This is a genomic window from Streptomyces sp. NPDC047000 (genome assembly GCF_040644295.1).
GTDB lineage: Bacteria > Actinomycetota > Actinomycetes > Streptomycetales > Streptomycetaceae > Streptomyces.
This window is the reverse complement of record NZ_JBEYWE010000002.1, coordinates 493,632-518,119: the sequence shown is the minus strand read 5'-3', so window position 1 is coordinate 518,119 and position 24,488 is coordinate 493,632. Positions and strand designations below refer to the sequence as shown.

Sequence of the window (24,488 nt, the reverse complement as noted above, 5' to 3'; positions counted from 1 at the left end):
CATCACCACGCGATGCATCCCGGCGTACGGCGGGCCACTCACGCGCCGCGAGAACGGCGACCCGCTGCGCGGCGGGGGCCGGAGACGCCGCCACGACCTCGACGGCCGGGCCCCGCACCTCGAACAATGCGCCCCACCAGCCCTTTCGGCCTCTCCAGGCAGGCGACTCCGCCGTCTCAGCCGCTCTGACGCAGAGCGAGGCCCGCGATCACGGACGTTCCATGTGCGGGACGGGGCCGGACGGTCCAGGCGGCGGCCAGGCGATCGACGAGGAGCAGACCCCGGCCGTTCTCGGCGTCCATGTCCGGCTCCACCACCATGGGCTTGCCGGAGCCCGGGTCGGAGACGGCGAGCCAGTAGTGCCCGTCGGCGGGCCACAGGACGAGCTCGATGAGGTCCTCGTCCTCCCGGCCGACGCCGTGCCGGATGGCGTTGGTGACCAGCTCGGACGTCAACAGACCGAGGTCGTCCCCCAGATGAGGGCGGAGCACCTGCGGCAGCGACTCGGTGACGGCGTGCCGGGCCCGCCGCACGGAGGCGGGGTCGGCGGGGAAGCGCCAGTGGACGGGCACAAGGGGGATCTCGGGCATGGCGAACTCCACGACTGCGTGAGGGGTTTGGGGCCGCCGGTGGCCTACCGCCCTGGCCGCGGACACACCCGCCCCAGGACGGACGGGCATGCTCGCGCGGTGCGCTTCCGGCGTTGCGGTGTGTAGCGTGCGCGATACTGACAGTAGGATACTGGGGGCCATAATTGCCACGTGTTCCGTAACAATGGCCTCGAAGTGGTGAACGTTCGCTCAAAGCCCCCAGACGGGCACGCACGGCACGGAAGGAACTACATGCCGCCCAGAACGGTCCTCACCCAACGTCAGAAGCGTCTGGGAAGTGAACTGCGCAGGATGCGTACCGCAGCCGGCATGTCCGCGGAGTACGCCGCAGGGCTCCTCGGCGTCGACCGGAGCAGGATCTCCAACATGGAATCCGGCCTTCGCGGGATCAGCGCCGAACGGCTGCGCACACTGGCCTGCAACTGTGACTGCACCGACGAGAAGTACGTCGATGCCCTGGCCGAGATGGTGGAGCCGAACAGAACGGGCTGGTGGGAGCGTTACCGGGGCAGCCTGCCCCAAGGACTGCTGGACATCTCCGAAACGGAGGCCGACGCTGTGCGCCTGCGGGGCGCGAACACCGTGCACGTGCCAGGGCTGCTCCAGACATCAGCGCATGCCATGGCCATCTTCCGAGCCGTCGTCCCCCAGCTTCCCGAGCACGAGGTCGCGCTCCGCCTGGCCCACCGTTCGGAACGGCAGAGAGTGATCACCGGCGACGATCCGGCTCCGTATGTTGCCGTGATCCACGAGGCAGCGCTTCGGATGCAGTTCGGCGGACGGGACGTCGCCCAGGCACAGTTGGAGCACCTGATGGACGTCTCCGAGTGGGACAACGTGACCGTGCTCGTCCTACCCTTCACTCACGGCGCCTTTCCCGGAGCAGGACACACGGTCGCCTACTCCGAGGGGCCCGTGCCGCAGCTCGACACCGTGCAGGTGGACAACTCGCATGGACCTGTCTTCCTGTACGCCGACGGCCAACTCGCGAAATACCAGGCGCAACTCGACCTGCTGGAAGACATGGCACTGTCCCCGGAGCGGTCCCGCGACTTCGTCCGCCGGATCGCCCAACAGCTGTGAGGAGAAGCAAAGATGGCTGACATCACCTGGGAAGCCCCGCTCTGCGGCGAAGGAAGCTCCTGCTTCCGCCTCGGCACCGACGCCGACGGCAACGGCTACATAGCCGTCAACGGCCAGGAGGACCAGTACCTCACCGACTCCCTCGAAGCCCTGCGCACCCTCATCACGGACATCAAGGCCGGCAAGGCCGACCACTTGCTGTAGGCCCCCGCGGCGCGCCTCGCAGAGGTCACGGAACGTCAACGCGATCTTGACGAGGTGCGTCCCGGACCGATCACGACCGGATGGAGCAGGCACAGGGACGCACCGGCTTCACCCCGAGCCGCACGTTGGGGTCGGCGATTGTTCCCACCTCCTGGGGAGCGGGACACCCCCTTCCGGCGGCAGGCCCGGGACTGGCCCCTCACTGGCTGCCGTCATAGGCTTCGTGTGCGGATCGTCCGCAGAGGATCAGGTACGAGACGGGGCCACCTCCCCGTCCCACGGGAGGTCGAGGGTGCTCCTCCGCTTTCGGGTGGCCAATCACCGCTCGATTCGTGATGAGTGCGAGCTGTCGTTGGTCGGTACCTCGGCGAGAGACGGCGTGGCGCGTACGACGGCGCTGCGCGATCACGGTCAGGACGTGTCGGTCCTCCCCGTGATCGGCGTCTTCGGTGCGAATGCATCCGGCAAGACAAATCTTCTTCGCGCCCTGTTCGACATGCGCGATGCGGTACGCACGTCGTTCGCGGAATGGGCCACCAAGCCGGGCGTTCCGCGTCACCCGTTCAAGCTGGACCCGGCCGCCGCGGACGAGACGACGCTCTATGAGGTCGACCTCATGCTGGGCGCGAGTCCGGTCCGCTACACCTACGGCTTCGAACTCTCGGACGAGCGGGTGGAGGCGGAATGGCTGCACGCCTATCCCGAGGGCAAGCGTGTCGTCTGGTTCGACCGGGAGGCCGAGCGCCCCGATGCCGACGGCGGTGAGTTCCTCTTCCCCGACTCCGGCCCTGGTGCGAGTCACGGCTTCCGGGGGCAGCGGGACATACTGGTGCCCGTCACCCGCCCTGACGCCCTCTTCCTGTCCACGGGTGCCACTCTCAACGACCCGCAGCTCACCGCCCTCCACAGGTGGTTCCTGGACAACCTGTGGATGATGACCCCCGGCCAGGACGTAAAGGCCCGAAGTGACTGGACACGGCGTCTGCTGGCCGACCCGAAGCGCGGGAAGGACTACCGGCAGTGGCTCGTCGAACTGCTGTCCATCGCCGATCTGGGCATCAGCGGCATCGACATCGACCGTAAATCCGGTGAGATCGCCCTGCGCCATCGCAGCTCGGACGGCAGCGACGTCGCGCTTGACTTCATCGGCGAGGAGTCGCTCGGCACGCACTCCTGGTTCGCCTTCCTCGGCCCGATGCTCTCCGTACTCGACGCCGGCACGGTGCTCCTGGTGGACGAGCTCGATTCCAGTCTCCACCCCACACTGGCCGCCGAAGTCGTGCGGCTCTTCCAGGACCCCAGGTCCAATCCACGCGGTGCGCAACTGATCTTCACCACCCACGACGCGACGCTGCTCGGCAGCGCGGTCCTGGACCGTCCGCTCGCCCGCGAGCAGGTGTGGATCACCTCGAAGAAGACATCAGGCGAGACCGACCTGTATCCGCTCGCGGCAGCCGGGCCGGGCGACGACGAGGACCTGGAACGCGGATACCTACGCGGCCGGTACGGCGGTTCGCCCCGGGTCAGCGTGGGCGAGATCGCCCGTGCCCTGACCTGGCGCGAGAAGGAACGGGAACTCGAGCGGGAGGCGAAGGCGTCAGCGTGAGCGGGTGGGGCGGCGGGCAGGGGCAGATGTCGGGCGGCCAGGAGTCCGAGGCTGTACCGAAGAAGCGGAAAAGGCGTACGGGGAGCGCCGAGGTGCGGTCACTGGTGCCCGCCCCTGCGACCGAGTACAAGCAGGAGCGGGTCCTCTACGTGGGCTGCGAGGGGGAGTCGACCGAGCCGGATTACCTGGATTACCTGGTCAAGCGGTTCGGGTCCGGTGAACGCACGGGGCAGCCGTTCCGGATCGTCCCCGTCTACAAGGCGAACGGCCTGCTGCCCGAGCAGGTGGTCGAAGCCGTGCGCCGGTACGCCGCGACAGACGAGACCTGGGCGCTGTTCGACCGCGACGAGCACACACGGATCCCTCAGGCCGTCGAGGATGCCGCGACCGACGGCACGGAGATCTGTTTCTCCCACCCTTCCTTCGACCTCTGGCTGCTCCTGCATTTCCAGGCCTACGGGGGGCGGCAGAGCGGCAAGAGCACGGACGTGGTGAACAAGCTCCGCACGGCCGATCCGGCTTTCAGGCGTTTCGACAAGAAGAACGACAAGAGCATCCAGGGGGCGCGTCGCACGGCGTTACACGGCAAGACCAAGGCCGCCATCGCGCACGCCAAGAGCCTCGTCTCCCAGTGCGAGCACGGAGCGTGCAAAGCCGGCCAGCACAAGGCCGCTCCCGTGGACCGCACCAGCCCCCACAACCCTGACCACCTGCCCCAGTCGCCCCGGAAGTGGTCCGCCCGCTCCGGCCACGCTCCGGACTGCAAGGTCCTGGACCGGGACCCGTCCACCGATGTGTGGCGCCTTCTCGTCAGCCTAGGCATCGAGCACGACGACGACTGACCCAGATACCCGAGATCAAGCGCTTCGATCGGTTTCCGCCGAAGCCGCCGGGCACCTACGCTGCCCCGGCACTCCTCACCCACTTTCCGAAGAAGGACCGACGCGTGGCCCGAATCACCCTTCCCCAGTTGGAGCGGCATCTCTTCGCCGCCGCCGACATCCTGCGCGGACGTATGGAGCCCTCGGACTACCGGGACTACATCTTCGGGATGCTGTTCCTCAAGCGGGCATCGGACGAGTTCCAACCCGAGTGGGAGAGCACCTATCAGGAGCGGCTGAGGGCGACGGGCAGCGAGACGAAAGCGCTGCAGCGGGCTGACAACCCGGACTTCTACCGCCACGTCTTCTACGTCCCGCCGCGCGCACGCTGGTGGACAGGGCCGCACGTACTCGACCCCGAGCACCCTGAGGTGACCGTTCCGGGCATCGAGGGCCTCACCGCGGAGACCCGAGGCCCCGACGGCAACCCGATGAAGGTGGGAGAGTACCTGGACAAGGCCCTCGTAGCGCTCCAAGAAGGCAACACCAGACTGTCCGGCGTCGCCTCGCACATCGAGTTCAACGCGGTCGCGGGCAATAAGTCCCGCTTCACACCCAGTGAACTGCTGGCCCTGATCAGGCACTTCAGCCTCTACCGCCTCCGCAACGAAGACTTCGAATTCCCCGACATGCTGGGGGCGGCCTACGAGTACCTCCTCGGCCGGTTCGCAGACTCCGCAGGCCAGAGTGGTGGCGAGTTCTACACGCCGCGATCAGTGGTGCGGATGATGGTGCGGCTCCTGGACCCGCAGCCCCTGGAGAGCGTCTACGACCCCTGCATGGGCTCCGGCGGCATGCTCATCGCCGCCCGTGAGTACGTCGAGGAGCATGGCGGCAACCCTGACGAACTCGGCATCAACGGCCAGGACCGCAATCCCGCGTCCTGGTCGATGGCAAGCATGAACATGGTGCTGCACGGCATCCGCAAGTTCGACCTCCAGCACGGCGACACTCTCACGGAACCGCTTCACCTGGACGCGAACCGACGCCTGACCACCTTCACCAAGGTCCTCTCCAATCCTCCCTTCTCCCAGCCCTACGACCAGCCACAGGTGGCTGCCGCAGACGCTGCGCACGGCACGCGCATGCAGTGGGGCTGGGCGCCCGAGAAGGGCAAGAAGGCCGACCTGATGTTCGTCCAGCACATGATCTCGGTGCTGGAGGAACGGGGTGTGGTCGCCGTCGTCATGCCGCACGGCGTGCTCTTTCGCGGCGGCAAGGAGAAGGAGATCCGGGAGGAGCTGCTTCGCGACGACTGTGTGGAAGCGGTGATCGGACTCGGCCCGAACCTCTTCTACGGCGTGGGCATCCCGGCATGTGTGCTCATCCTGCGCCGCCCGCGCCGCAAGCATCCCGACCGCAGCAAGAAGGTCCTCTTCATCAACGCCGACCGAGAGTTCACGGTCGGTCGCAACCAGAACGAGCTGGCCCCCGAACACGTCGAGAAGATCGTCACGGTGTTCCAGCGGGGGCGGGAACTCCCCGGCTACTCGCGCTGGGTGGAGGTGAAGGACCTTCTCGCGGAGGGCGCCAACCTCAACATCCGCCGCTGGGTGGACAATTCGCCACCCGCAGAGCCGCAGGACGTACGGGCTCATCTGTACGGCGGCGTCCCCGTGTCGGAGGTCGCGGCGCAGGCGGACCTGTTCGGAGCGTACGGGGTCGACGCGTCGACGCTGTTCGCCGCACGCGACGGTGATCCCGACTACTACGACTTCCTGCCCGAGGAACCTGCTGCCACGGTCGAGCGCATCACGGAGCAGGCCGCCGCGAAAGAAGCCTCGTTGCGGGTCGCGTACGCGGAATGGTGGACGAAGGGCTCGGCACTCTTCGGCAAACTGGCCGAGGACGGGAAGCTGATGGATCTGCGGGCCGGGGTACTCGCGGGCTTCACGGAGTCGATCGGCGGCGTGGGTGTCCTCGACGAGTACCGCACGGCGGGCATCATCGCCGACTGGTGGACGCACGCACGCTACGACATGAAAGCTCTGGCGGCGGGCGGCTTCGGACGGGTCCTCGAAGGCTGGGTCGACTCGACGGAGGCGATCGTGAAGCCGGCGGAGGGATCGGTGAGCAGCACCGGCTCCGCCCGGAAGCCGAAAACCACGGTCTCGGCAGCCGACCGCCGTCGCGCACTCGATCAGCCGGTCGTGCACCACCTCATCCCGGATTTCCTCAAGCAGTACACGATCGTGGAAGCGGAGGTCACGACGGCGGACGCCGCGTACAAGGAGGCAGCGGACGCGTTGACTGCGGCGAAGCCCTCGTCGGAGGACGGTGAGGACGACGGCTCGGCTGCGGAGGAGACCGCCGAGCTGGTCTCGCCCGAAGAGCTGGCCCGCCTGGAGGCCGAGTTGACGGCATGCCGCAAGACCCGGGCGGCTGCGACGAGGAAGCGCAAGGCGCTGGACGATCGCTTTCTGCCGGAACTGAAGGACGCATCAAAGCGCGTACTCGCAGACGAGGAGCAGACGCAAGCTGTCGTTCTGGCGGTGCTGGACGAGAACCTGACGGGGCGCCTCGACACGGCGGCCGCGGTGGGGCGGCGCGAGTTGGTGGCGATGTTCCGACGGTGGGTGGAGAAATACGCGGTGCCGTTGAGTGAGTTGGAGGGGGCGAGCGAGGAAGCTCAGGGAGAGCTGCGAGGCTGGCTGGAGGAGTTGGGTTATGGGCGCTGAGGACGTGGCCAATGGCCTGACGGTACCCCTGAAGGACGTACTCCGACGGGTGGAGACGGGTTGGAGTCCGGTCTGTGAACCGCGCCTTCCAGCGGGTGATGAGTGGGGGGTGCTTAAACTAAGCGCGGTGACCTCCGGCTCCTTCTTGGAAGGAGAGGCCAAGACGTTGCCGAGAGACGTAGCCCCCCGTCCTTCGCTGGAGGTGCAGCCAGGGAATGTACTGATCTCACGGGCCAATGGCGTCAAGGACTTCGTCGGCGTGGTCTGTTCGGTGCAACAAGTGCGTCGCAGGCTGATGATTCCTGACCTGGTATTCCGACTGGTCCCCGACACTGAGGTGATTGATCCGGGCTTCTTGGGCATCGCACTTGCGTCGGCCGCTGCCCGTAAACAGATCGATCAGGTTATGCGAGGGTCGAGCGGTCAGTACAAAATCTCTCAGGCAGACGTACACCTTTTGCGTGTGCCCAGGATGCCACTGGACGAACAGCGCCGAATCGTCGCCGCGCATGCCGCGTTCGAACGGCAGATCGAGGCATTGGTGCGGGTGGCGGCCAAGCGGGCTCTGCCAATCGATGCCTTGATCGAGCGACTCCTGGGAATGAGCGGCAGAGAGCTCCTCCCTCTCAAAGATGCAGGCGTATCCATCGACGCGGGCATCACCCTCGGGTCCCACCGTGTACCAAACCTCAGGCCCACGGGGTACTTGCGTGTGGCAAATGTACGCAAAGGCTGGATCGAAGGTGACATCGCCGTTCTGGAGGCGATGGAGAGAGACCGTCGCCGCTACTCGTTGGCCTCTGGCGACCTCCTCGTGGTCGAGGGCCATGCGGACCCTGAGCAAATCGGGCGTTGCGCAGTTGTCGGATCCGACCACACCGATCTCCTTTACCAGAATCATCTTTTCCGGCTCCGCTTCGAAGACGTACTCCCCGAGTACGCCATGCTGTGGCTCAACTCGCGCACGGTGCGCAGCTACTGGAAATCCCGTTGCGCTACCAGCTCCGGCCTTTACACGATCAACTCGAAATTGTTGGAGGCCGCTCCGTTCCCTCGGGTGGACCGCGCCGAACAGGAACATGTGGTGAGCGTCTGGGCAGCAGAAAGTCGCGCAGCGCGCTTGTTGAATCAGCGCATCGCCAAGCTGCGTACAGTGCAACGAGGCGTTGTTGAGGACCTGCTCACAGGTCACTCAACGGCGTACGCTGCCTGAACACAATCGACTGCGCTCGTCCGCACCAACGTTCTCCATCGCTTCTTCGACGGCTAACCCTCGCCGTTCGTAGGGGTGATCCGGATTCAAGTCGGGCCTGCCTGCCCCAGGCGCCGCCACACGTCGTCGTGTCCCGGCCAAAGACCGAAACACCCCTGGCCCTCTCCCTACCCAGACGTAGGGTTGCCCTACACCCCAGGACGGCGCTGGAGCGCATGGTGAGGGCAGGGAGTTCAGCGGTGAGCGGGCGGCAGGAGCACGAGGCGTCTGGGTACGCCGGGCCGGAGTACGTCAAGACCGAGAAGCCGCTGATCGAACAGTTGATCAGGCTCGGGTGGGAGCACCTGGAAGGTGCCCCGCCCGGAAGCCCTGTCAGCAGCGCGGCTCCATCCCAGCGGGCGACGTACGAACAGGTCGTCTACGAGGACCGCTTCCGGGACGCCGTCGCACGGATCAACCCGGCTCCCGGAGGCGGCGGAACCTGGTTGTCCCCCGCCCAACTGGACCGTCTCCTCGCCCTCGTGCTGGGCACCGCCCCGGGCCAGGGGCCGGCCGAGCGTGGAGTGGCAGCCAACCTCGCGGTGACCAAGCTGCTGCGTGACGGCGTCAACGCCCGCACCCTGCCGGGGTGGAAGAAGGGCGACCCCGAGCACGTTCAACTCGTCGACTGGCACGGGGAGAACGGTGGACGCAACGATCTGCTGGCCGTCAGCCAGTTCCGCGTGGACCGCAAGGGTCTGTCTCACGTCACACCGGATCTCGTGCTGTTCGTCAACGGACTGCCTTGGGTCGTCGTCGAGTGCAAGGCCCCGCTGACGTCCGGAAGCGACAGCAGGGCCGCCCTGGACGATGCGGTGGGCCAGGTCTGCCGCTACGCGAGCCTGGGCTCCCCGGCCCCCGTGCCCGACTTCATCCGCTACGCGCAGGTCCTCATCGGCACCGACCGGACGTACGCCGAACTCGGCACCATCACCTCGACCCCCGAGTACTTCACGCCGTGGCGTACGACCGAACCCGCATCCGCCGACGGCTGCGGCACAGACATGGCCGTCCTCGCCGTGGGGGTGCTGACTCCTGCCCATCTCCTGGCCTTGGTCAAGGACTTCACGACCGAGCGCGGGCAGGGCGGTCGTACCCTCAAGGCCGTCGGCCGCTACCAGCAGTTCCGGGCCGTGGGCAGGCTCGCCCGTGCCCTGCGGGAACGTACAGCGGCGATCGCGGCGGGGCACGACGCCGGCCGGCGGGGCGGAGTCGTCTGGCACACCCAGGGCTCCGGCAAGAGCCTCACCATGGCCTTTCTCGTACGCCACCTCAGAAGCAGTCATGAACTGAAGGGGCACAAGGTCGTCGTCGTCACCGACCGCATCGATCTGGAGAAGCAGATCCTGGAGTCGATGGCCGCGGCCGAGGAGACCGTCCACCGCGCCGACGGAGTCGCGGATGCCCGTGCGCACCTCGCGGTGCGTGTGCCAGATGTCGTGCTGGTGATGCTCCAGAAGGCGCAACGTGACGACTCCGCCTATGACGGGCGGGAGGAGAGCCTCGGGGCGGAGGCCGGCGGCGAGAGTGCCCACGTCCAGGTCCGGGTCGCGAACCCCAGCCCGTACATCGTGGTTCTCGTCGACGAGGCGCACCGAGGCCAGGACAGCTGGTTGCACGCACGGCTGCGCGCCCTGCTGCCGAACGCCGTCCTCGTCGGCTTCACCGGCACCCCGATCATCGGCGGCGCACGCAAGAAAACCGAGGAGATCTTCGGGCCACTCGTCGACACGTACACGCTGCGCGACGCGGAAGCGGACCGGTCCGTGGTCCCGGTGCGCTACGAGGCGTACGAAGTGCCGTTGGAGGTCGTCGAGAAGGCAGTTCTGGACGCCAGGTTCGATGCGCAGGTACCCGCTGATCCCCAGCAGCGCGAACGCGTGCTGCGCAAGTTCGCGCGCCAGAGAGAAGTCCTGGAAGCCCCGTCCGTGATCGCGGAGAAGGCTGACTACATGCTCCGGCACTGGGCGATCAACGCACTACCCGACCGGTTCGGCGCACAGATCGTGGCGGTGTCACGGCACGCGGCCGTCCTCTACCGGGATGCTCTGCTGGCAGCTCGTGAACGATTGGTCGAGCAGCTAGACGCGCTCGACCCGGCCCTGCGCTACGACCCCATGGCGGCACTCGGAGCCGATGAGGAGACACGCAAGCTCCTCACCATGCTGCCGCACCGTGAGATCCTCGACTCCATCGACGCCGCGGTGGTGATCCACGGCGACAGGCAGAAAGACCCTGCTCAGTGGCGTAACTGGACGTTGAAGTCCCGGCAGGACGCGTATATCAAGCGCTTCAAGGCGGGCCTCGGCGACCCATTCGACACCGCTGTCGACCCTTCCTGGAACGTAGACCCCCATGGCGTGCCGGGCCAGGGACTGTCCTCACCCGGTGCACCCGTGACCGACGTATGGCTGGCGGGGGAAGCAGTTGGTGAGGAGGACCATCGCCAGGGTGCTCCCGACGGCGACCAGGAGGATGCCGAGCCACTGGCTTTCCTCATCGTCCAGTCGATGCTGCTCACCGGCTTCGACGCCCCCGTCGAACAGGTTCTCTACCTGGACTGTGCCCTCTCCGGGGTGGGCCTCCTACAAGCCGTGGCCCGCACCAACCGGCCTTATCCGCGCAAGAGGTGGGGCCTGGTCGTCGACTTCATCGGCATCGGTCCCGAACTCGCCCGGTCCCTGCACGCGTACGAGCAGCACCATCTGCGTGAGGTCTACGGCTATCAGAACGTGACCGCCGACCACCTCAGCCCTGGCTTCGAGGGAACGCAGCCCACCGGCGACGGGCTTCTCCTGCAGGCGGACGCCGCCGCCGACCGGCTCCTGAAGGACCTGCACGGCTCCGTCGCTCGCTTCCTCGAAGCACGGAATCTCGCGTCCTACGACGTACATGGCACCATCTCTCTGGCTGACGACCAGCGTCGCGAGGAGCTCCTCGACCTGCTCGCCGACCCGCTGGCACGCGGCGAGTTCGACGAGCTGGCGCGCGACTTCCTCACTGCTCTCGGAGCCGTGCTGCCCAGACCGTACGCCCTCACCTACGAGCAGCTCGCGGGCCACCTCGGCGAGGTCCAGTACCTCGCGCGGCAGAGTTACCTGGACGGGCGCGACGAGTTCAGCCCCCGTCGGTACGGGGCGAAGGTACGCAGGCTCATCGCTGACCACATCCGTGTGACGGGTGTCGAGCTGCGAATCCCCCCTGTGGAACTGACGGCACCCGACTTCTTGGAACGTGTCGACGCCAATCACGACGTGCGCGCCAGAACCCGCTACATGGTGAGTCGGCTGCGGACGCACATCACGGCGAAGATCGGCACGGACCGGGCCCGCTACGAACTGTTCAGCAGCCGCCTGGAGGAGATCGTCCAGCGGATGCAGCAGGACTTCGAGCAGGCCGCCACCGACCTGACGCGGCTCGTCGGTGAGGTCACGGAGGATGTCGAGGACTCAGGGCCGAGCCTCGACCCGCTGACCGAAGGGCCCGTTTACCGAGCACTGGTGCGGGAGCTCGAGCAAGCTGGTGCGGTCGCCGTTCCGGCGGAGGTCGACCTGTACCAGGCGGCGTGCGGACTGACCGTGGACATCGCGGGCCTCGTGAGGCAGCCGCATTTCCCCGCGCAGGCCGATGCACGTGACGACGTGCGCAGGGAGCTCCGTTTCAAAGTGGCCGACCGCCTTCACCTGGAATGGGAGGACACCGCGGACATGGCGGCCGGACTTCTCGAACTCGCCGTGGAGCGGCACGGCGACTTTCTGCGCTACGAGACACGACCACATCGGTAGCGGAGGCGAGACGGCCGTGGCGGTTCGTGTCAGTGCCAGATGGTACGAATACCAGGTGAGCCTCTCCGTCCTGTCCGCGCTCACGTCACTTCCCATGCCAAGGGAGTGGACGTGGCAGGTCGTCGTGCGGCCGCGGCGCCGGACACTGGGGATCGAGATCCAGGAGGACGGCGGTCTGGTTTTCGCGGTGCCGCCGGACGCCGATCCACGGGCCGTCGTGGAGGCCGTACGTTCCCGCTTGCCCCGCCTCGCCGACGAGGTCGAGCGGCGCAGACGAAGCGGAGGAGAACCGGTCAAGGAGTTGGTGGGCGGAGCGAGCTTCGCCTATCTCGGACGTCGCCATCGGTTGAAGCTCGTGCCTGCAGCCCCGGGCGGGCGAGTACGGCTGAACCAAGGCTGGCTGGAGCTGCCTGACACCGGATCCCCGCAGCAGGGCGCCAGTCTGATCGCAGAGTGGTACACCGCACGAGGTGGCCGATGGGCAGCCACCCGTGCTGCACCCCTGGCGGAGCGCGCAGGAGTCACCCCGAGGACAGTGACTGTCCGGGACCTCGGGGAGCGCTGGGGCGTGTGTGAGCCGGACGGTTCCATCACTCTGCACTGGGCGCTGATGCAGTTGCCACCGAGCCTGGTGGATCTGGTTCTCGTCCATGAGCTGACGCATCTGAGGGTCTCCGCTCACGGTGCGGCGTTCCGGCACAGAATGCGCATGGTGCTCGGGGATCTGGAGGCAACGGAACGCCGCTTCGCAGAGGCCGAGCCACTGCTGTGGCGAGGAGCCGTCTGACAGACGAGGGTGTCAAAGCCGGCCACTCCTCCCTCGACCCAGGTGACGGACACAGAAGCGGGGCCCTCAGCTCGCGTACGGATCGACCAGCGGCAGCGGTGTCCGGGCCGCTTCCAGGGCCGGTTCCGGAAAGGCCGGGCCTGAGGTGTAGAAGCGGGCGCGGGTGCGGCCGACCGGTGTCAGGACTCCGGCCGCGACCAGGTCCCGCAGGTCGCGCTGGGCCCGTTGGAGGCTGAGGTCCTCCGCTCGTTCGTAGCGGGTACGGCGTACCCGTCCGGACATCGCCACGTCGTGCAGGGCGGAGACGACCCGCTCCTCCAGCCCCCGGTCCTCCGCGAACTCACCGAGCAGAACCCACACCCGGCTCGAACGGTCGAGGCGGCTGCGTACGGTCTGTGCCTGCTGGTGGTACGCGGTGAGGTTGAACCGGACCCAGTCGGAGACGTCCTGGTCGGGGCGGTAGGTGGCGCCACGGCGCTGCAGCTCGCGGTAGTACTCCCACGTGTTCCCGGGACGCCCGAGCCATGCCTCGACGGAGGAGAACTCGGGAGCGAGTTCTCCCTCTCTCGCGATCATGAGTGTCTGGAGGGACCGGGACATGCGGCCGTTCCCGTCGGCCCACGGGTGGATGGAGACGAGGTGCAGATGCGCCATGGCGGCCCGCACCAGCGGGTGGCCGCCGTCGTCCGTGTTCAGCCACTCGACCAGTTCGCCCATCAGCGCGGGCACCTCGGCCACGTCCGGCGCCGTGTAGGCCGCGATGCTGGGGTCGCGGGCGTCCGTCACATACACGGCCCCGCGCCGCCACTGCCCGGCCGGCTTGCGCGGGGTGTGCCGGTGACCCTGCAACATCCAGTGGAGCGCGTTGAGGAGTTCCTTGCCATAACGGAAGTCCGCGACATCGTGCAGCGTCTGGATATAGGTCATCATCCGCTGATGAGCGAGCGTCTCCTCGCGGTCCTCCTCGGAGACGTCGACGTCCCGCTCGCCCTCCAGAAGATCCTCGACGTCGACGGTGGACACCCTGAAACCTTCGATCGAGTTGGAGGCCGCCACCGCGTCGGCGGTCAGGAACTTGCGCAGCCCTTCGGTCCACTTCGTCGGAGTGGACCGGACCTGCAAGCGCAACGAGTGACGAAGCCCGTCGATCTCGCCGAGCACCCGCTGGTCCTCGACGGTGAGCGCAGGCGTGGGGAAGAGCATGCCCTCACCTTAGGGTGACGCAAACATTACGTCAATGCGTCACCGCCGATGGGGCTCGGCGAGGACATGTGGAGGTGCCGCTGTGAACAGTCCGCAGAACCTGCCCCACCCCTCGGACAAGGAGGCCCTACGGGCCTGGGTGCGGGCCGACCGAGCCAGAGCAGAAGGCCATCGCCCGGTGTCAGGACTCCGGCCGTGGCCAGGTCTCCGCAGGTCGCGCCGGGCCCGTGGGAGGCTCAGTTGTCCGAGGGTGCTGTTACCTTCCGCGCATGGACGCATCAGAAGCTCTGCTCCACCGCATCGAGTCCGATCCGTCGTCGGCCGCCGCGCTGGCCTCGTCCGGTGACTTCGACATCGAGCGCCGGGATCCCCTCGAGGATCTCGTCCTTCCGACGGGGCTGCCGCTGCACCCGATAGCCGGGTGCGGTGCCGGAGGCACGTACTTCCTCTGCGGGGAGCACGGGGCCGGTGAGCGTCCCGTCCTGTACGCCGACTCGGAGGGCCAGGCCACCCTGATCGGCGCCGATCTCGTCGAGGCCGTCACGCTCGTCGTCGTGCTGCCCCTCTGGCGCGATCTGGCGCAAGGCTTCACGATCAGCGAACTGGGGACGGAACTACGCGCCGAGCGACCGGATTTCGACATCGAGCGCGACCGTCTCCTGCACGCCCTCGGGCTCGTCTCCGTCTCCGAGGCGGAAGCTGCCGCCCGGCTGCTGGCCGTGGCCGCACGCACCGCCCCGGACTACGTGCCACGTGTACCGGACGACGCCCATCTGCCGTACGAACTGATCTTCGAAGACGCCCCCGCCCGGAACCGGCCGCCCGGGTGACCGCGAGCACCGGGCGCGTCGCCTCGCCGCGGATACCCGCACAGCGGGACGAAGCCCACACGGAACCCCTTCAGCGTCGCGTAGCGTGCCCGTCGGATCTGCTGTCCGGGGCGGACGGAGACGGGGTGGGTGGGTTCGGGGGTTCGGTGAGGTGCTGGGTGCCGCCGGGGTCGGTGCAGGCGTGCGTCCCGGAGGTGAGCAGGACGCAGGCTTTCGCCGTGGAGGGGCTGAGGGCGGCGACCATCGCGGTGTACGTGTCCGTGTCGTAGTGGACCTTGTTCCGGTACGTCCGGCCGCCCCCGCCGACGACCCGCGCGACGTCGCCCGGGCGGCCCCAGCTGATACGGGACCACGCGGCCTTGCAGGCGTCGCTGTACCGCAGTTCCACGTAGACCCCGTCGATCCTGCTCAGGGCGGCGGTCCACGCGTCGCCGCCGCAGCCGGCCTGCTTGGGGTCCTTGCCCGCGCAGCTGTCCGAGAAGCAGTTGACGTCGAGCTGTCTGGCCGAGGTGCCCGTACCCGGTGTGGTGTCCGGGTCGGGGTGCGCGCGTGAGGAGCCGTCGGACACGCCGAACAGGGCGGCGCACAGCGCGAGGACAGCGGCGAGGGCGGCCCCGGCCCAGATCAGCGGCCGGTTGCCGAGGCGGCGGGCCGCCGGGGGTTCTTCCGCCCGCGCGACGGGAGGAGCGGGAGTGGGAAAGGCGGCGGGGGGTGTGTCGGCCTGCGCTTCGGGGCTGCGGTGGGTTTCCCCGTCGGCGTCGTACCAGGCGGTGCCGGCCAGTTCCCAGAGTGCCATGAGCCGGGCGGGGTCGGAACCGGCCAGCTTGCCGAGGGCGGCCACCGCGTGCTGCGGCGGCAGGGCCTTGCCGTTCAGATAGCGTTCCCAGGACGACTTGCTGTACGGGGTACGTCCGGCGAGGACCGCGAGGCTCAGCCCGGAGCGGTCCTTCAACCCCCGCAGTTCGACCACCAGATGACGGACGTCGGAGGCAAGGTCCTCGGGTAACGGCTTCCAGTCGGTCAAGCATGTCCTCCGGGCCCGTACGTCGCGTTCGCCTACGCCTGCGCCGAGTTCATGACTTTCCTCCCCAGGGTATCCGGAGTGAGTGAGCCCCTGACATAGGTTTCGTGGAACTGGCCGCACAAGGACCGCTGTTGGCGTTATGACGGTGCCATGAGCCGAGGAGCCGCGGCGCGCGCCGCGCTGTGCGTACTCGTTCTGGGAGCGGTGTGCGCGGGGGCCGCGGGTTCCCGGGAGCACCGGTCCGGCGGCCGTCCCGGCGATGTACTCACCGTCGGCGGGCTGCCCGCCGCGGAACAGCTCGCAGTCGGCCTCACCCGGCGCAGCGACCTGATCGGCCTGTGGCAGAGCATGCTGTGGGCCGACGGATACTCCGCGCGCTCCCAGGTCACCTGCACCTACGACCGGGCCACCGCCGACGCCACCCGCACCTGGCAGAGCAACCACCGGCTGTCGGCGGACGGGATCGTCGGGCCGGCCACCTGGGGCGCGGCCGCGCACCGTATCGTCCCCGCCGGTCCGTGGCTGGTCTACCAGGGCGAACACTTCGGTCTTCCGCTGCGTGCGGACCGGGACGGCGTGTCCGAGGTCTACGAGGTCTACGACGCCGGGCGGTTCCACCCGCTGCGCGCCGACGCCGTCACCCTCACCCTCTGCCGGTGACGGTCGCGGTGACGGCGTCGATCCAGCTGTCGTAGCGGGCGACCCCGAGCTGGTGGCCGGCGACGACGACGGTGGCGCGCGCCGTGTCCGGCCCGCCCGCCACCATCGCCGTGTACGCCCCGCCCGCCGCCCCTCCCCGCCGGTCCCCGCCGCCCGTGGCCGCTCCTTGCCGGTCCCCGCCGGTCGTGGCGACCCGTAACCCGGCCGTCGCCGCCGGGTTGTCGACCTCCGCCCAGCTCGCCCGGCAGACCGGACTGTACTGAAGGGTCAGGACGTGGCCGTACGCACGCAGCCGGTGGACGACGACACCGTCGCGGTCGCACCCCTCCCGGTACGGGTCCAGGCCCCGGCAGGCGCCCGGCCGGCACGCGGCGGCCGCCTGATCGGCTGCGCCGCGCAACGGCCATGGCCAGGCCGGTGCCCCGGAGGGGGCGCCGGCCGGCGGGTGGCCGGTGTCCGTCCAGGTGCTCCAGGGCCGGGCGAGCAGGACGGCCGCCAGCAGCGCGCAGACCGCGGCGGCAGCGGCCGGTACGCCCCCGCGCCGTGCACCGTGCGACAAGTACGACAGGTACGGCAAACCCGGCGGGTGCGGCGGGTCCGTTGACGCCTGCGGGTCGGTGACCGGTGGGTCCCCGGCCGCCGCGCCTCCCGCCGGGCCCCGTGCGGCGGGAGGCGCGGCCCGGCCGCCGGCCGGTTCCCCCTGCGACCAGGCGTGCGCCGCCGATTCCCACAGCACGCGCAGGTGTTCGGCGTCCGCCTGCGCCAGCCCGCCCAGCTCCGCGACCGCCGCCCAGGGCGGCAGCCTCCGGCCGTTGAGGTAACGCAGCCAGGAACTGCGGCTGTAGCCGGTCTTCCTGGCGACGGTCGCGGTGTTCATCCCGCACCGGTCCACGTACCGGCGCAGTTCTCGCACCAGCCGGACCACCTCGGCGGGCGCGTCCCCCCTCACCCCCTGCCGGCGTCCCACGACGGCGTCCCCCTTCCCCCGCGCCGCCACTGTCTCACGGAGGTGCGGCGGGAGAGCCGTTCAGCTCAGCAGACGGTGGCCTTGTTGTAGTAGGCGACGCGGTAGCCCGCGCTCTTCTTGACGCGGATCTGGTACTTGCCGCTGACGCGCATCAGCCAGACGGAGTGCGCCCTGCCGATGTACTTGACGACGTTGCCGCCGTCCTTGCGGAGCTGGCCGTCCGCCGTGCCGAAGGTGTGCGGGCCCACGGCGCCGTCCTGCGTCAGCTGGTTCATCTTCTGCCAGTTCTTCGTGGCGGCCTTGGTGTTGGGCCCGAAGCGGCAGTCGATGTCCGCGTAGTCGAAGGGGGTGCCGTTCGACTCATGGACGCCGTCGGCCCAGAGGACCGCCTGCCACAGCGCGGTCGCGTTGCTGTGGGCGTGGCTGCCGGTGGAGAGTACGCCCTCCCGGGCCCAGTCGTTGGTGGGCGAGCCGGCCCCGCCGATGTAGCCCTGCGAGGCCGTCGCCGACGCCAGGGGCGTGACGGCGAGTCCACCGCTGACCACGAGTGCGACGGCACCGATCACGGTCCGTTTCCGTACGGTCATGTCGTGTCCCCCATGTGATTCTCCGCCCGCCTGACGCGGGTCGGGTTCGGGTGCTGATGCACCGGGTGTCGGTGCACCACGGCTTGCTCCGAACAGCATTCCGGCACGGCATCGGCCGCGTCATTGGCGGAGAGCGCACACGACTTGGCGTACGAGGTGCTGTTCGGGATCGCTGCCCCCGGGATGGGCGGCGCGCCTCTGCCGGCCGTCCCGCTCCGTGGCCCGGCCGCCGGGTGTCCCGGCAGGTCAGAGGGCAGGTCGTCCCGGGTTCGGCGTACCTGGCGGGCAGCGCCGGCCGCTGTTGTCCGCCCGGCCCAGACTCGGACCGGCACCTGTGCGCGCCGCATCCCCGGCGCGTGTCGCGGGATTTGGGGGAATCGGAACATGACAGCTCAGGGACGTGCGTCAGGCCCGGACGGCGCTGCGGCCGGCGGCCCGGCGGCACCGGAGGGAGCCCTGCCCGGCGACGGTCCGTCCGCCCGGCCACGGACCGCCGCAGCCGGACGGACGGACCGTCACCACATCGACCTGGGACCGGTACGGCTGTCGCTGCTGAGCCCGCCCTCGCCACCGGACGCGGTGGGGGCGGACGTGGAGGTAGGGGTGGAAGCGAAGGTAGGGGTGGAAGCGGAGCGCGGGTGCGCCGGCGGCCTCCCGCGGACCTGGCATCTGGTCTTCGCGACCGGCGGGCCGCTGGTCCTCACCCGCGATCCGCGGCCTGTCCGGGTGGAGCGCGGCAGCGTCGTGCTGCAAGAACCCTCCGGATGCTTCGGGCTGTCCGCCGTCACGGCGGCTCCTCCGGTCCGTGCGCTGATCCTGCATGTGCCGGAAACGGCCCTGGCGCTGCCGGGCGAGGTGCTGCACCAGATGTCCGGGCGACCCGCACCGACCGGTTCGGGACCTGCCGCCCTCCTCGCGTCCTTCGTGTGCGGGCTCGCCGCGCACGTACGGTCCGCCGATGCCCGGCACACCGCGTGGCTGGGCACCGCCGCGGTCAGTCTCGCGACCGTCTTCCTCGACAGCGAGACCGCGCCCCCGCACGACAAAAGCCACCCGCGACCGGGCCCGGCGGTGCCCGCCGTCCCCGGCCCCGTCCCCGGCCCCGTCCCGTCGGGGACCGACCTGCTGGTGCGCGACATCAAGGCGTACGTCGAGCACCATCTGCACGACCCCGACCTGGCGCCGGCCGCCATCGCCGCCGCCGGGCACATCTCGCTGCGCTACCTGCACCATCTCTTCCGGCGGGACGGGCAGAGCGTCGGGGCGTTCCTGCGCGAACGCCGCCTGGAGCACTGCAAAGCTGAGCTGTCCGATCCGGCCCAGGCGCAGCGGCGTGTGTGCGAGATCGCCAGACGCTGGGGCTTCCGTGACCCCGCGGTGTTCAACCGGACGTTCAAGTCGGCCTACGGGGTCGCGCCCGGCACGTACCGCAGACAGCGGTTGCAGGATCTGCTGCGGTGAGTACGGGGCCGGCCGTCCGGGAGCGCGGCACCGGCGCGTCGTCCGACCGGCCGGGCTACAGGTCGTTGCCCGCGTAGGAGAGGTTGAAGCTCTTGTTGGTCAGGGGGAAGTCCGGGACGATCGTGTCCGCCATCGCGACGGGCAGGGCGGGCCAGTTGAAGAACGACGGGTCGACCGGCTTGACCCGGGTCAGGGTGCCGTCGGGGGCGAGTTCGACGCGGGTGGCGACGGTGCCGCGCCAGCCCTCGACCAGGCCGACACCGCTGCGCGGGCCCGTGCCGGGCGCCGGGGACGGGCCCCGTACCGTGCCCGGGGTGAGCCCTTCGGCGAACTGCCCGATCAGGGTGACGGAGGTGTCGATCTCCCGGGCGCGGACCAGGAAGCGGGCCAGGACGTCGCCGGTGTCGTGGACCGGTACGTCGAGTCCGGGGCCGTACGGCGTGAAGGGGTGCGTGACGCGGGCGTCGCCGGGGATGCCGCTGGCGCGGGCGACGTAGCCGAGGCAGCCCATCTCGCCGGCCGCGGCGGTGCTCAGGATGGCCGTTCCGGTGAAGCGGTCGCGGACGGTGGAGTGGCCGAGGGCGAGGCCGGCGATCTCGTGGATGTCCTCGTGGATCGCCCCCAGCCGGGCCGGGTCGGGCAGCGTGCGCAGGGCGGCGCCGCCGGGTACGACGCCGCCGCGCAGCAGCCGGTGGCCGGTGACGTCCTTGTTGAGACGCAGGAGTTGTTCGCGTACGCGCTGGGCGTGGGCGTTGAGGATGCCGTGGCCGACGTCGTTGCAGAGCATGCCGAGGTCGGCGACGTGGTTGTGGAGGCGCTCCAGTTCGAGGAGGAGGGCGCGGGCGCGCTGTGCCTCCTCGGGTACCGCCGTGCCGGTGGCTTCCTCCACGGCCAGGCAGTAGGCGAGGGCGTGGCCGACCGCCGTGTCTCCGCTGATGCGTTCGGCCAGGGGGAGTCCGGCGGCCACCGGGCGTCCCTCGAACAGTTTCTCCACCCCGCGGTGGACGAACCAGAGGCGCGCCTTGAGCTTGAGGACGGTCTCGCCGACGACGGAGAAACGGAAGTGGCCGGGTTCGATCAGGCCGGCGTGCACGGGGCCGACGGGGATCTCGTACACCCCGTCGCCCTCCACCTCCAGGAAGGGGAACGGGCCCTCCTCCTCGCCGAATTCCGGCGGCGGCCCGGCGTCGGGACGCATGGGGTACCAGCCGCGCGGCCAGTGGGCGTGGCGGACGAGACGACGCGGCAGCGGGTGGTCGAGCGGGACGATGCCGAACAGGTCGCGCATCTCGCGCTCGAACCGGCCCGCCGGGAAGGAGAGAGGGGCGAGCGTGGGCAGTTCGGGCCGGTCGGCGTCGAGGCGGACGTGCAGTTCGATACGAGTGTCCGGCGGTCCGGCCACGAACAGGTACACGACGCGTGGCCCGGCGGCCTCGTGGTGGGCGGCGACCAGCGCGAGCCGGTGGCCGTCTGCCAGCAACTGCTCGGCGCGTCCAGGCAGTTCGGTGACGTCGATCTCGTGGGTGGTGCGCATCTCGTCAGCCTCCGATCGTGTGGGCGGCGGCGTCCAGCAGGCCGGTGAGCGGGCCGAGGGCCACGCCCAGGGCGGCACAGGCGGCCAGCCCCAGCAGCAACGGCCATGCGGCGGAAGGACTTTCGCCGGTCGGTGTGCCCGGTCCCAGCAGCATGCGGGCGGTGCGGACGGCGAGTGCGGCGAAGGCCACCAGGACGAGCAGCAACGCGGCCGAGGTGACCCAGCCGAGTCTTCCTCCGGCGGCGAACCCGGCCCGTACGATGCCCAGTTCGGAGGCGAAGAGACTGAACGGCGGGAACCCCATCAGCGCCACCACCGCGAGCCCGAACGCCCCGGCCACGGGAGGCGCCTTTGCGAGCAGCCCGCGGACCCGTCCGATGCGGGCGGTGCCGGTCAGTTGCAGGATGCGGCCGGAGGCGCAGAAGGCGACGGACTTGGCGAGGCCGTGCCCGGCGATGTGCAGCAGGGCGGCGGTGAGGGCGAGCGGGCTGCCGATCGCCGCGGCCAGGGCGATCAGGCTCATGTGCTCCATGCTGGAGTAGGCGAGCATGCGCTTGTAGTCGCGCTGGGCGAGCAGCAGTCCGGCCGCGAGGGTCAGGGTGAGCAGGGCGATCCCGGTGAGCAGGGTGCGGGTGAAGCCGGTGCCGAGGGCGGCGTCCGCGATCAGCCGGTAGCGCAGGACCGCGGCGAAGGCGACCGACAGGAGCACCCCGGACATCAGCGCGGACACCGGTGCGGGGGCCTGGCTGTGGGCGTCGGGCAGCCAGGCGTGCAGCGGGACGAGGCCGGCCTTGGCGCCGAAGCCGAGGACGACGAGGGTGATGCCGAGCCGGGTCACCGCCGGGTCGAGGCGGTCGGCGTGGGCGACGAGGGTGGGCCAGTCCAGTGCCCACGCCTCGGCGACCCCGGCCTGGCGGGCCGCGTAGTAGATCAGCACGGTGCCGAGGAAGGCGAGCGCGATGCCGGCCGAGCAGATCACCACGTATTTCCAGGCGGCCTCCACGGAGGCGCGGGTGTGGCGGTGGCCGACGAGGAAGGCGGTGACGATGGTGGTGGCCTCCACCGCGACCCACAGCACGCCGAGGTTCGCGGTGAGGACGGCCAGGCACATCGCGGCCAGGAACGTCTGGACCAGGACGTGGTAGCGCCGTACGGCCCGGTCGCCCGCCCGGCCGGCGGCCCGCTCGCCGTTCAGGTACGCGGGGGCGGCTCCGCAGGCGATCAGCGCGACGGCGCCGACCACCAGCAGCATCCACACGGTCAGCGCGTCCGCGCGCAGCAGACCGGTGGCGGCCTTCCGTGGTCCGCCGTGGACGACGTCCCGGGCGAGCAGGCTCCCGCAGGTGAGGATCACGACGGGCGAGACGAGCCCGGCCCAGTGCCAGGGGTTCCGCTTCGGGGCGGTGCCCTGTACCGGGGCGGTGCCGTGGGCCGAAACGGTCCCCTGGGCCGGGGCGGTGCTCTGCTCCGGGGCGGTGCCGTGGGCCGGGGCGGTGCCCTTCGTCAGGGTGGTGCCGTGCGCGGGCACGTGCTGCCGGGGCTCGGTGCGGGCCGCGGTGTGCTCCGGGGCGGTCGTCGGGCGGGTGAGCAGCCCGGCCAGGGCGTACGCGCCGGCGACCGCCGACGGCACGGCGACCGGCGCGGCGAGGAGGAGGGCGGAAGCGGTGGGGCTCATCAGTCGTGCAGCTCTCGCAGGTCGTCGATGTCGGTGGTGCCGAACGCCTCCCGCATCCGGGCGGTGAGGATCTGCAGCACCAGCACGGCCAGCAACACGTCGAAGGACACGCCGAGTTCGACGATCAGCGGCACTCCGGAGGCGGCCAGGAAAGCGGTCGCGGTGATGCCGTTGTCCAGCAGCAGGAAGCCGACCAGCTGGGCGAGCGCCCGTCGCCGGGTCACCAGGACGAAGAAGCCGATCAGGACGACGGCCAGGCCCACCGGCAGGGCGCGCGTGGCCGGGGTCGGGTTCAGCTCGGTCAGCGGGCGGGCCACCGCGTAGGCCAGCAGTGTCAGCAGCGCGGCGGTCAGCAGGGAGGCGGCGACGTTGACGAGGGGCTGTGCCTCCCGGGTCTCGGCGCGCCCGTCGCCGTAGCGCCGCCGGTCCCGGGTGAGGGCGGCCAGGGCGCGGCGCATCAGGTACGGCAGGACGCCCGCCCTCAGCACGCCGATACCGAGCCCGACGCAGACCAGGTCCCACCGGTGTTCGTGGGCGCCGAGAAGCAGTGCGACCGCGGCGAGCGCGACCCCCTGGAGGGCGAACACCCTGACGATCGCGGCGAGTTCGCGCATCCACAGCACGATCACGGCGGCCAGCAGGAAGGCGCCGCAGACCACGTCGAGGAGTTGGGTGTAGAGGTCGCTGCTCATGAGGCTCCGCTCAGGAAGTACGAGGCGGTCACCGCGAGCAGGGCCAGCAGGAAGGAACCGGCGAGCAGTTCGGGCACCCGGAAGAGCCGGACCTTGGCCCAGAACACCTCGGCGACCGCGAGGACCGCGCCCAGCAGGCCGACCTTCACCGCGAACAGCGGCAGCGCGAGGGCGAGGGCCGCCCAGGAGGTGCTGGACGCGCCGGTGGCGATGCCCCAGGGCACGAACAGGGAGGAGAGCAGGCCGAGGAGCAGGGTGAGCCGCATCTGGGCGCCGAGTTCGACCAGTGCCAGGTCGGGTCCGGCGTACTCCAGCACCATCGCTTCGTGGATCATGGTGAGTTCGAGGTGGGTGGACGGATTGTCGACGGGGATCCGCCCGGTCTCCGCGAGGACCGCGACCGCGAGCGCGGCGGTGGCCAGCAGTCCGGCCGGTGAGGTGAGGCGGGCCGGGTCGTGGGCGGCGCCGGAGACGATGGCCGGGAGGTTGGTCGTCCCGGCCGGGATCGACAGGGCGAACACCGAGAGCAGGATGGTCGGTTCCACCAGGGCGGCGACCGTCATCTCCCGGGAGGCGCCCATCCCGCCGAACGCGGTGCCCGTGTCCAGCCCGGCCAGGGCGAGGGTCAGGGTGCCCAGCGCGATCAGTGCCACCACCAGGACGAGGTCCGCGTGGGAGCTGACCGGGGTGGCGGTGGACAGCAGCGGTACGAGGGCGGCGACCACGACGGCCGTGGCGACCAGCAGGGCGGGGGCCGCGCGGAAGGCGGGCCCGGTCCCCGTGGGGGTGATGGGCTCCTTGCGCAGCAGTTTGCGGAGGTCCCGCCAGGGCTGGAGCACCCCGGCACCGGCCCTGCCCTCCAGGCGGGCCCGTACCTGCCGCGTCCAGCCGGTCACCAGGGGCGCCCCGGCGCCGACCACGACGACCTGGCCGATCACGGCCGTATATCCGACAGCACTCATCTCTTC

Annotated in this window: 20 protein-coding genes; 11 read left to right on the top strand and 9 right to left on the bottom strand. The window is 69.8% G+C overall.

Going from position 1 to position 24,488, the window contains the following annotated elements:
• Nucleotides 1-176 precede the first annotated feature (176 nt).
• Nucleotides 177-590: an ATP-binding protein gene (locus ABZ862_RS05665; protein ID WP_360952713.1), complete on the bottom strand. Its 414-nt coding sequence runs from the start codon at nucleotides 588-590 to the stop codon at nucleotides 177-179.
• 252 nt (nucleotides 591-842) lie between these two features.
• On the opposite strand from ABZ862_RS05665, the gene ABZ862_RS05660 reads away from it, so the two are divergent.
• From ABZ862_RS05660 to ABZ862_RS05625, 8 genes are all read left to right on the top strand, one after another.
• The gene (locus ABZ862_RS05660) at nucleotides 843-1,694 is read left to right on the top strand and encodes a helix-turn-helix transcriptional regulator (RefSeq protein ID WP_360953110.1); all 852 of its coding nucleotides are present in this window, start codon (nucleotides 843-845) and stop codon (nucleotides 1,692-1,694) included.
• A gap of 12 nt (nucleotides 1,695-1,706) precedes the next feature.
• Nucleotides 1,707-1,898, top strand: a complete 192-nt coding sequence (locus tag ABZ862_RS05655) for a hypothetical protein (protein ID WP_360952710.1) — start codon at nucleotides 1,707-1,709, stop codon at nucleotides 1,896-1,898.
• Between the two features lie 379 nt (nucleotides 1,899-2,277).
• On the top strand, nucleotides 2,278-3,504 hold the full coding sequence (locus tag ABZ862_RS05650; protein WP_360952707.1) for an AAA family ATPase: 1,227 nt from the start codon (nucleotides 2,278-2,280) through the stop codon (nucleotides 3,502-3,504).
• Nucleotides 3,505-3,608: 104 nt separating this feature from the next.
• Nucleotides 3,609-4,346, top strand: a complete 738-nt coding sequence (locus ABZ862_RS05645) for an RloB family protein (RefSeq protein ID WP_360952704.1) — start codon at nucleotides 3,609-3,611, stop codon at nucleotides 4,344-4,346.
• Between the two features lie 104 nt (nucleotides 4,347-4,450).
• On the top strand, nucleotides 4,451-7,063 hold the full coding sequence (locus ABZ862_RS05640) for a class I SAM-dependent DNA methyltransferase (protein ID WP_360952701.1): 2,613 nt from the start codon (nucleotides 4,451-4,453) through the stop codon (nucleotides 7,061-7,063).
• 127 nt (nucleotides 7,064-7,190) lie between these two features.
• A complete protein-coding gene (locus ABZ862_RS05635; protein WP_360952698.1) occupies nucleotides 7,191-8,276 on the top strand; it encodes a hypothetical protein in 1,086 nt (361 codons plus the stop codon).
• A gap of 239 nt (nucleotides 8,277-8,515) precedes the next feature.
• Nucleotides 8,516-12,100 (top strand): type I restriction endonuclease, encoded by a 3,585-nt coding sequence (locus tag ABZ862_RS05630; protein WP_360952695.1) that lies wholly within the window; start codon nucleotides 8,516-8,518, stop codon nucleotides 12,098-12,100.
• A gap of 55 nt (nucleotides 12,101-12,155) precedes the next feature.
• Nucleotides 12,156-12,887 (top strand): SprT family zinc-dependent metalloprotease, encoded by a 732-nt coding sequence (locus ABZ862_RS05625; protein WP_360952692.1) that lies wholly within the window; start codon nucleotides 12,156-12,158, stop codon nucleotides 12,885-12,887.
• Nucleotides 12,888-12,953: 66 nt separating this feature from the next.
• Here the strand turns inward: ABZ862_RS05625 and ABZ862_RS05620 are convergent, their stop codons facing one another.
• A complete protein-coding gene (locus ABZ862_RS05620) occupies nucleotides 12,954-14,090 on the bottom strand; it encodes a Fic family protein (protein WP_360952689.1) in 1,137 nt (378 codons plus the stop codon).
• Between the two features lie 269 nt (nucleotides 14,091-14,359).
• Between ABZ862_RS05620 and ABZ862_RS05615 the strand changes: the two genes are divergently transcribed.
• Nucleotides 14,360-14,920, top strand: coding sequence for a hypothetical protein (locus ABZ862_RS05615; RefSeq protein ID WP_360952686.1), 561 nt, complete (start codon nucleotides 14,360-14,362; stop codon nucleotides 14,918-14,920).
• Nucleotides 14,921-14,990: 70 nt separating this feature from the next.
• On the opposite strand, the gene ABZ862_RS05610 is transcribed toward ABZ862_RS05615, so the two are convergent.
• Entirely contained in the window at nucleotides 14,991-15,944 is a 954-nt protein-coding gene (locus ABZ862_RS05610; RefSeq protein WP_360952683.1) for a DUF2690 domain-containing protein, read from the bottom strand.
• 150 nt (nucleotides 15,945-16,094) lie between these two features.
• Between ABZ862_RS05610 and ABZ862_RS05605 the strand changes: the two genes are divergently transcribed.
• Complete coding sequence (locus ABZ862_RS05605; protein WP_360952680.1) at nucleotides 16,095-16,604, top strand: peptidoglycan-binding domain-containing protein; 510 nt, start codon at nucleotides 16,095-16,097, stop codon at nucleotides 16,602-16,604.
• On the opposite strand, the gene ABZ862_RS05600 is transcribed toward ABZ862_RS05605, so the two are convergent.
• Together ABZ862_RS05600 and ABZ862_RS05595 are read right to left on the bottom strand one after the other, a co-directional pair.
• Entirely contained in the window at nucleotides 16,588-17,571 is a 984-nt protein-coding gene (locus tag ABZ862_RS05600) for a DUF2690 domain-containing protein (protein ID WP_360952677.1), read from the bottom strand. The two genes, ABZ862_RS05605 and ABZ862_RS05600, sit on opposite strands and share 17 nt — an antisense overlap.
• 65 nt (nucleotides 17,572-17,636) lie before the next feature.
• Nucleotides 17,637-18,158 carry a peptidoglycan-binding domain-containing protein gene (locus ABZ862_RS05595; protein ID WP_360952674.1) on the bottom strand — a complete coding sequence of 174 codons (522 nt, stop codon included), beginning with the start codon at nucleotides 18,156-18,158 and terminating at the stop codon, nucleotides 17,637-17,639.
• 603 nt (nucleotides 18,159-18,761) lie between these two features.
• Between ABZ862_RS05595 and ABZ862_RS05590 the strand changes: the two genes are divergently transcribed.
• The gene (locus tag ABZ862_RS05590) at nucleotides 18,762-19,619 is read left to right on the top strand and encodes a helix-turn-helix transcriptional regulator (RefSeq protein ID WP_360952672.1); all 858 of its coding nucleotides are present in this window, start codon (nucleotides 18,762-18,764) and stop codon (nucleotides 19,617-19,619) included.
• Nucleotides 19,620-19,674: 55 nt separating this feature from the next.
• Here the strand turns inward: ABZ862_RS05590 and ABZ862_RS05585 are convergent, their stop codons facing one another.
• Genes ABZ862_RS05585 through ABZ862_RS05570 form a run of 4 tightly spaced genes read right to left on the bottom strand, consistent with a single transcriptional unit; the run spans nucleotide 19,675 to nucleotide 24,482 of the window.
• Nucleotides 19,675-21,153, bottom strand: coding sequence for an NADH-quinone oxidoreductase subunit C (locus tag ABZ862_RS05585; RefSeq protein ID WP_360952669.1), 1,479 nt, complete (start codon nucleotides 21,151-21,153; stop codon nucleotides 19,675-19,677).
• 4 nt (nucleotides 21,154-21,157) lie between these two features.
• A complete protein-coding gene (locus tag ABZ862_RS05580) occupies nucleotides 21,158-22,828 on the bottom strand; it encodes a proton-conducting transporter membrane subunit (RefSeq protein ID WP_360952666.1) in 1,671 nt (556 codons plus the stop codon).
• Nucleotides 22,828-23,520, bottom strand: a complete 693-nt coding sequence (locus ABZ862_RS05575; protein WP_360952663.1) for a hypothetical protein — start codon at nucleotides 23,518-23,520, stop codon at nucleotides 22,828-22,830. The genes ABZ862_RS05580 and ABZ862_RS05575 overlap by 1 nt, the downstream gene beginning before the upstream one ends.
• A complete protein-coding gene (locus ABZ862_RS05570) occupies nucleotides 23,517-24,482 on the bottom strand; it encodes an NADH-quinone oxidoreductase subunit H (RefSeq protein WP_360952660.1) in 966 nt (321 codons plus the stop codon). Before ABZ862_RS05570 ends, ABZ862_RS05575 begins: the two co-directional genes overlap by 4 nt.
• Nucleotides 24,483-24,488: the final 6 nt, after the last annotated feature.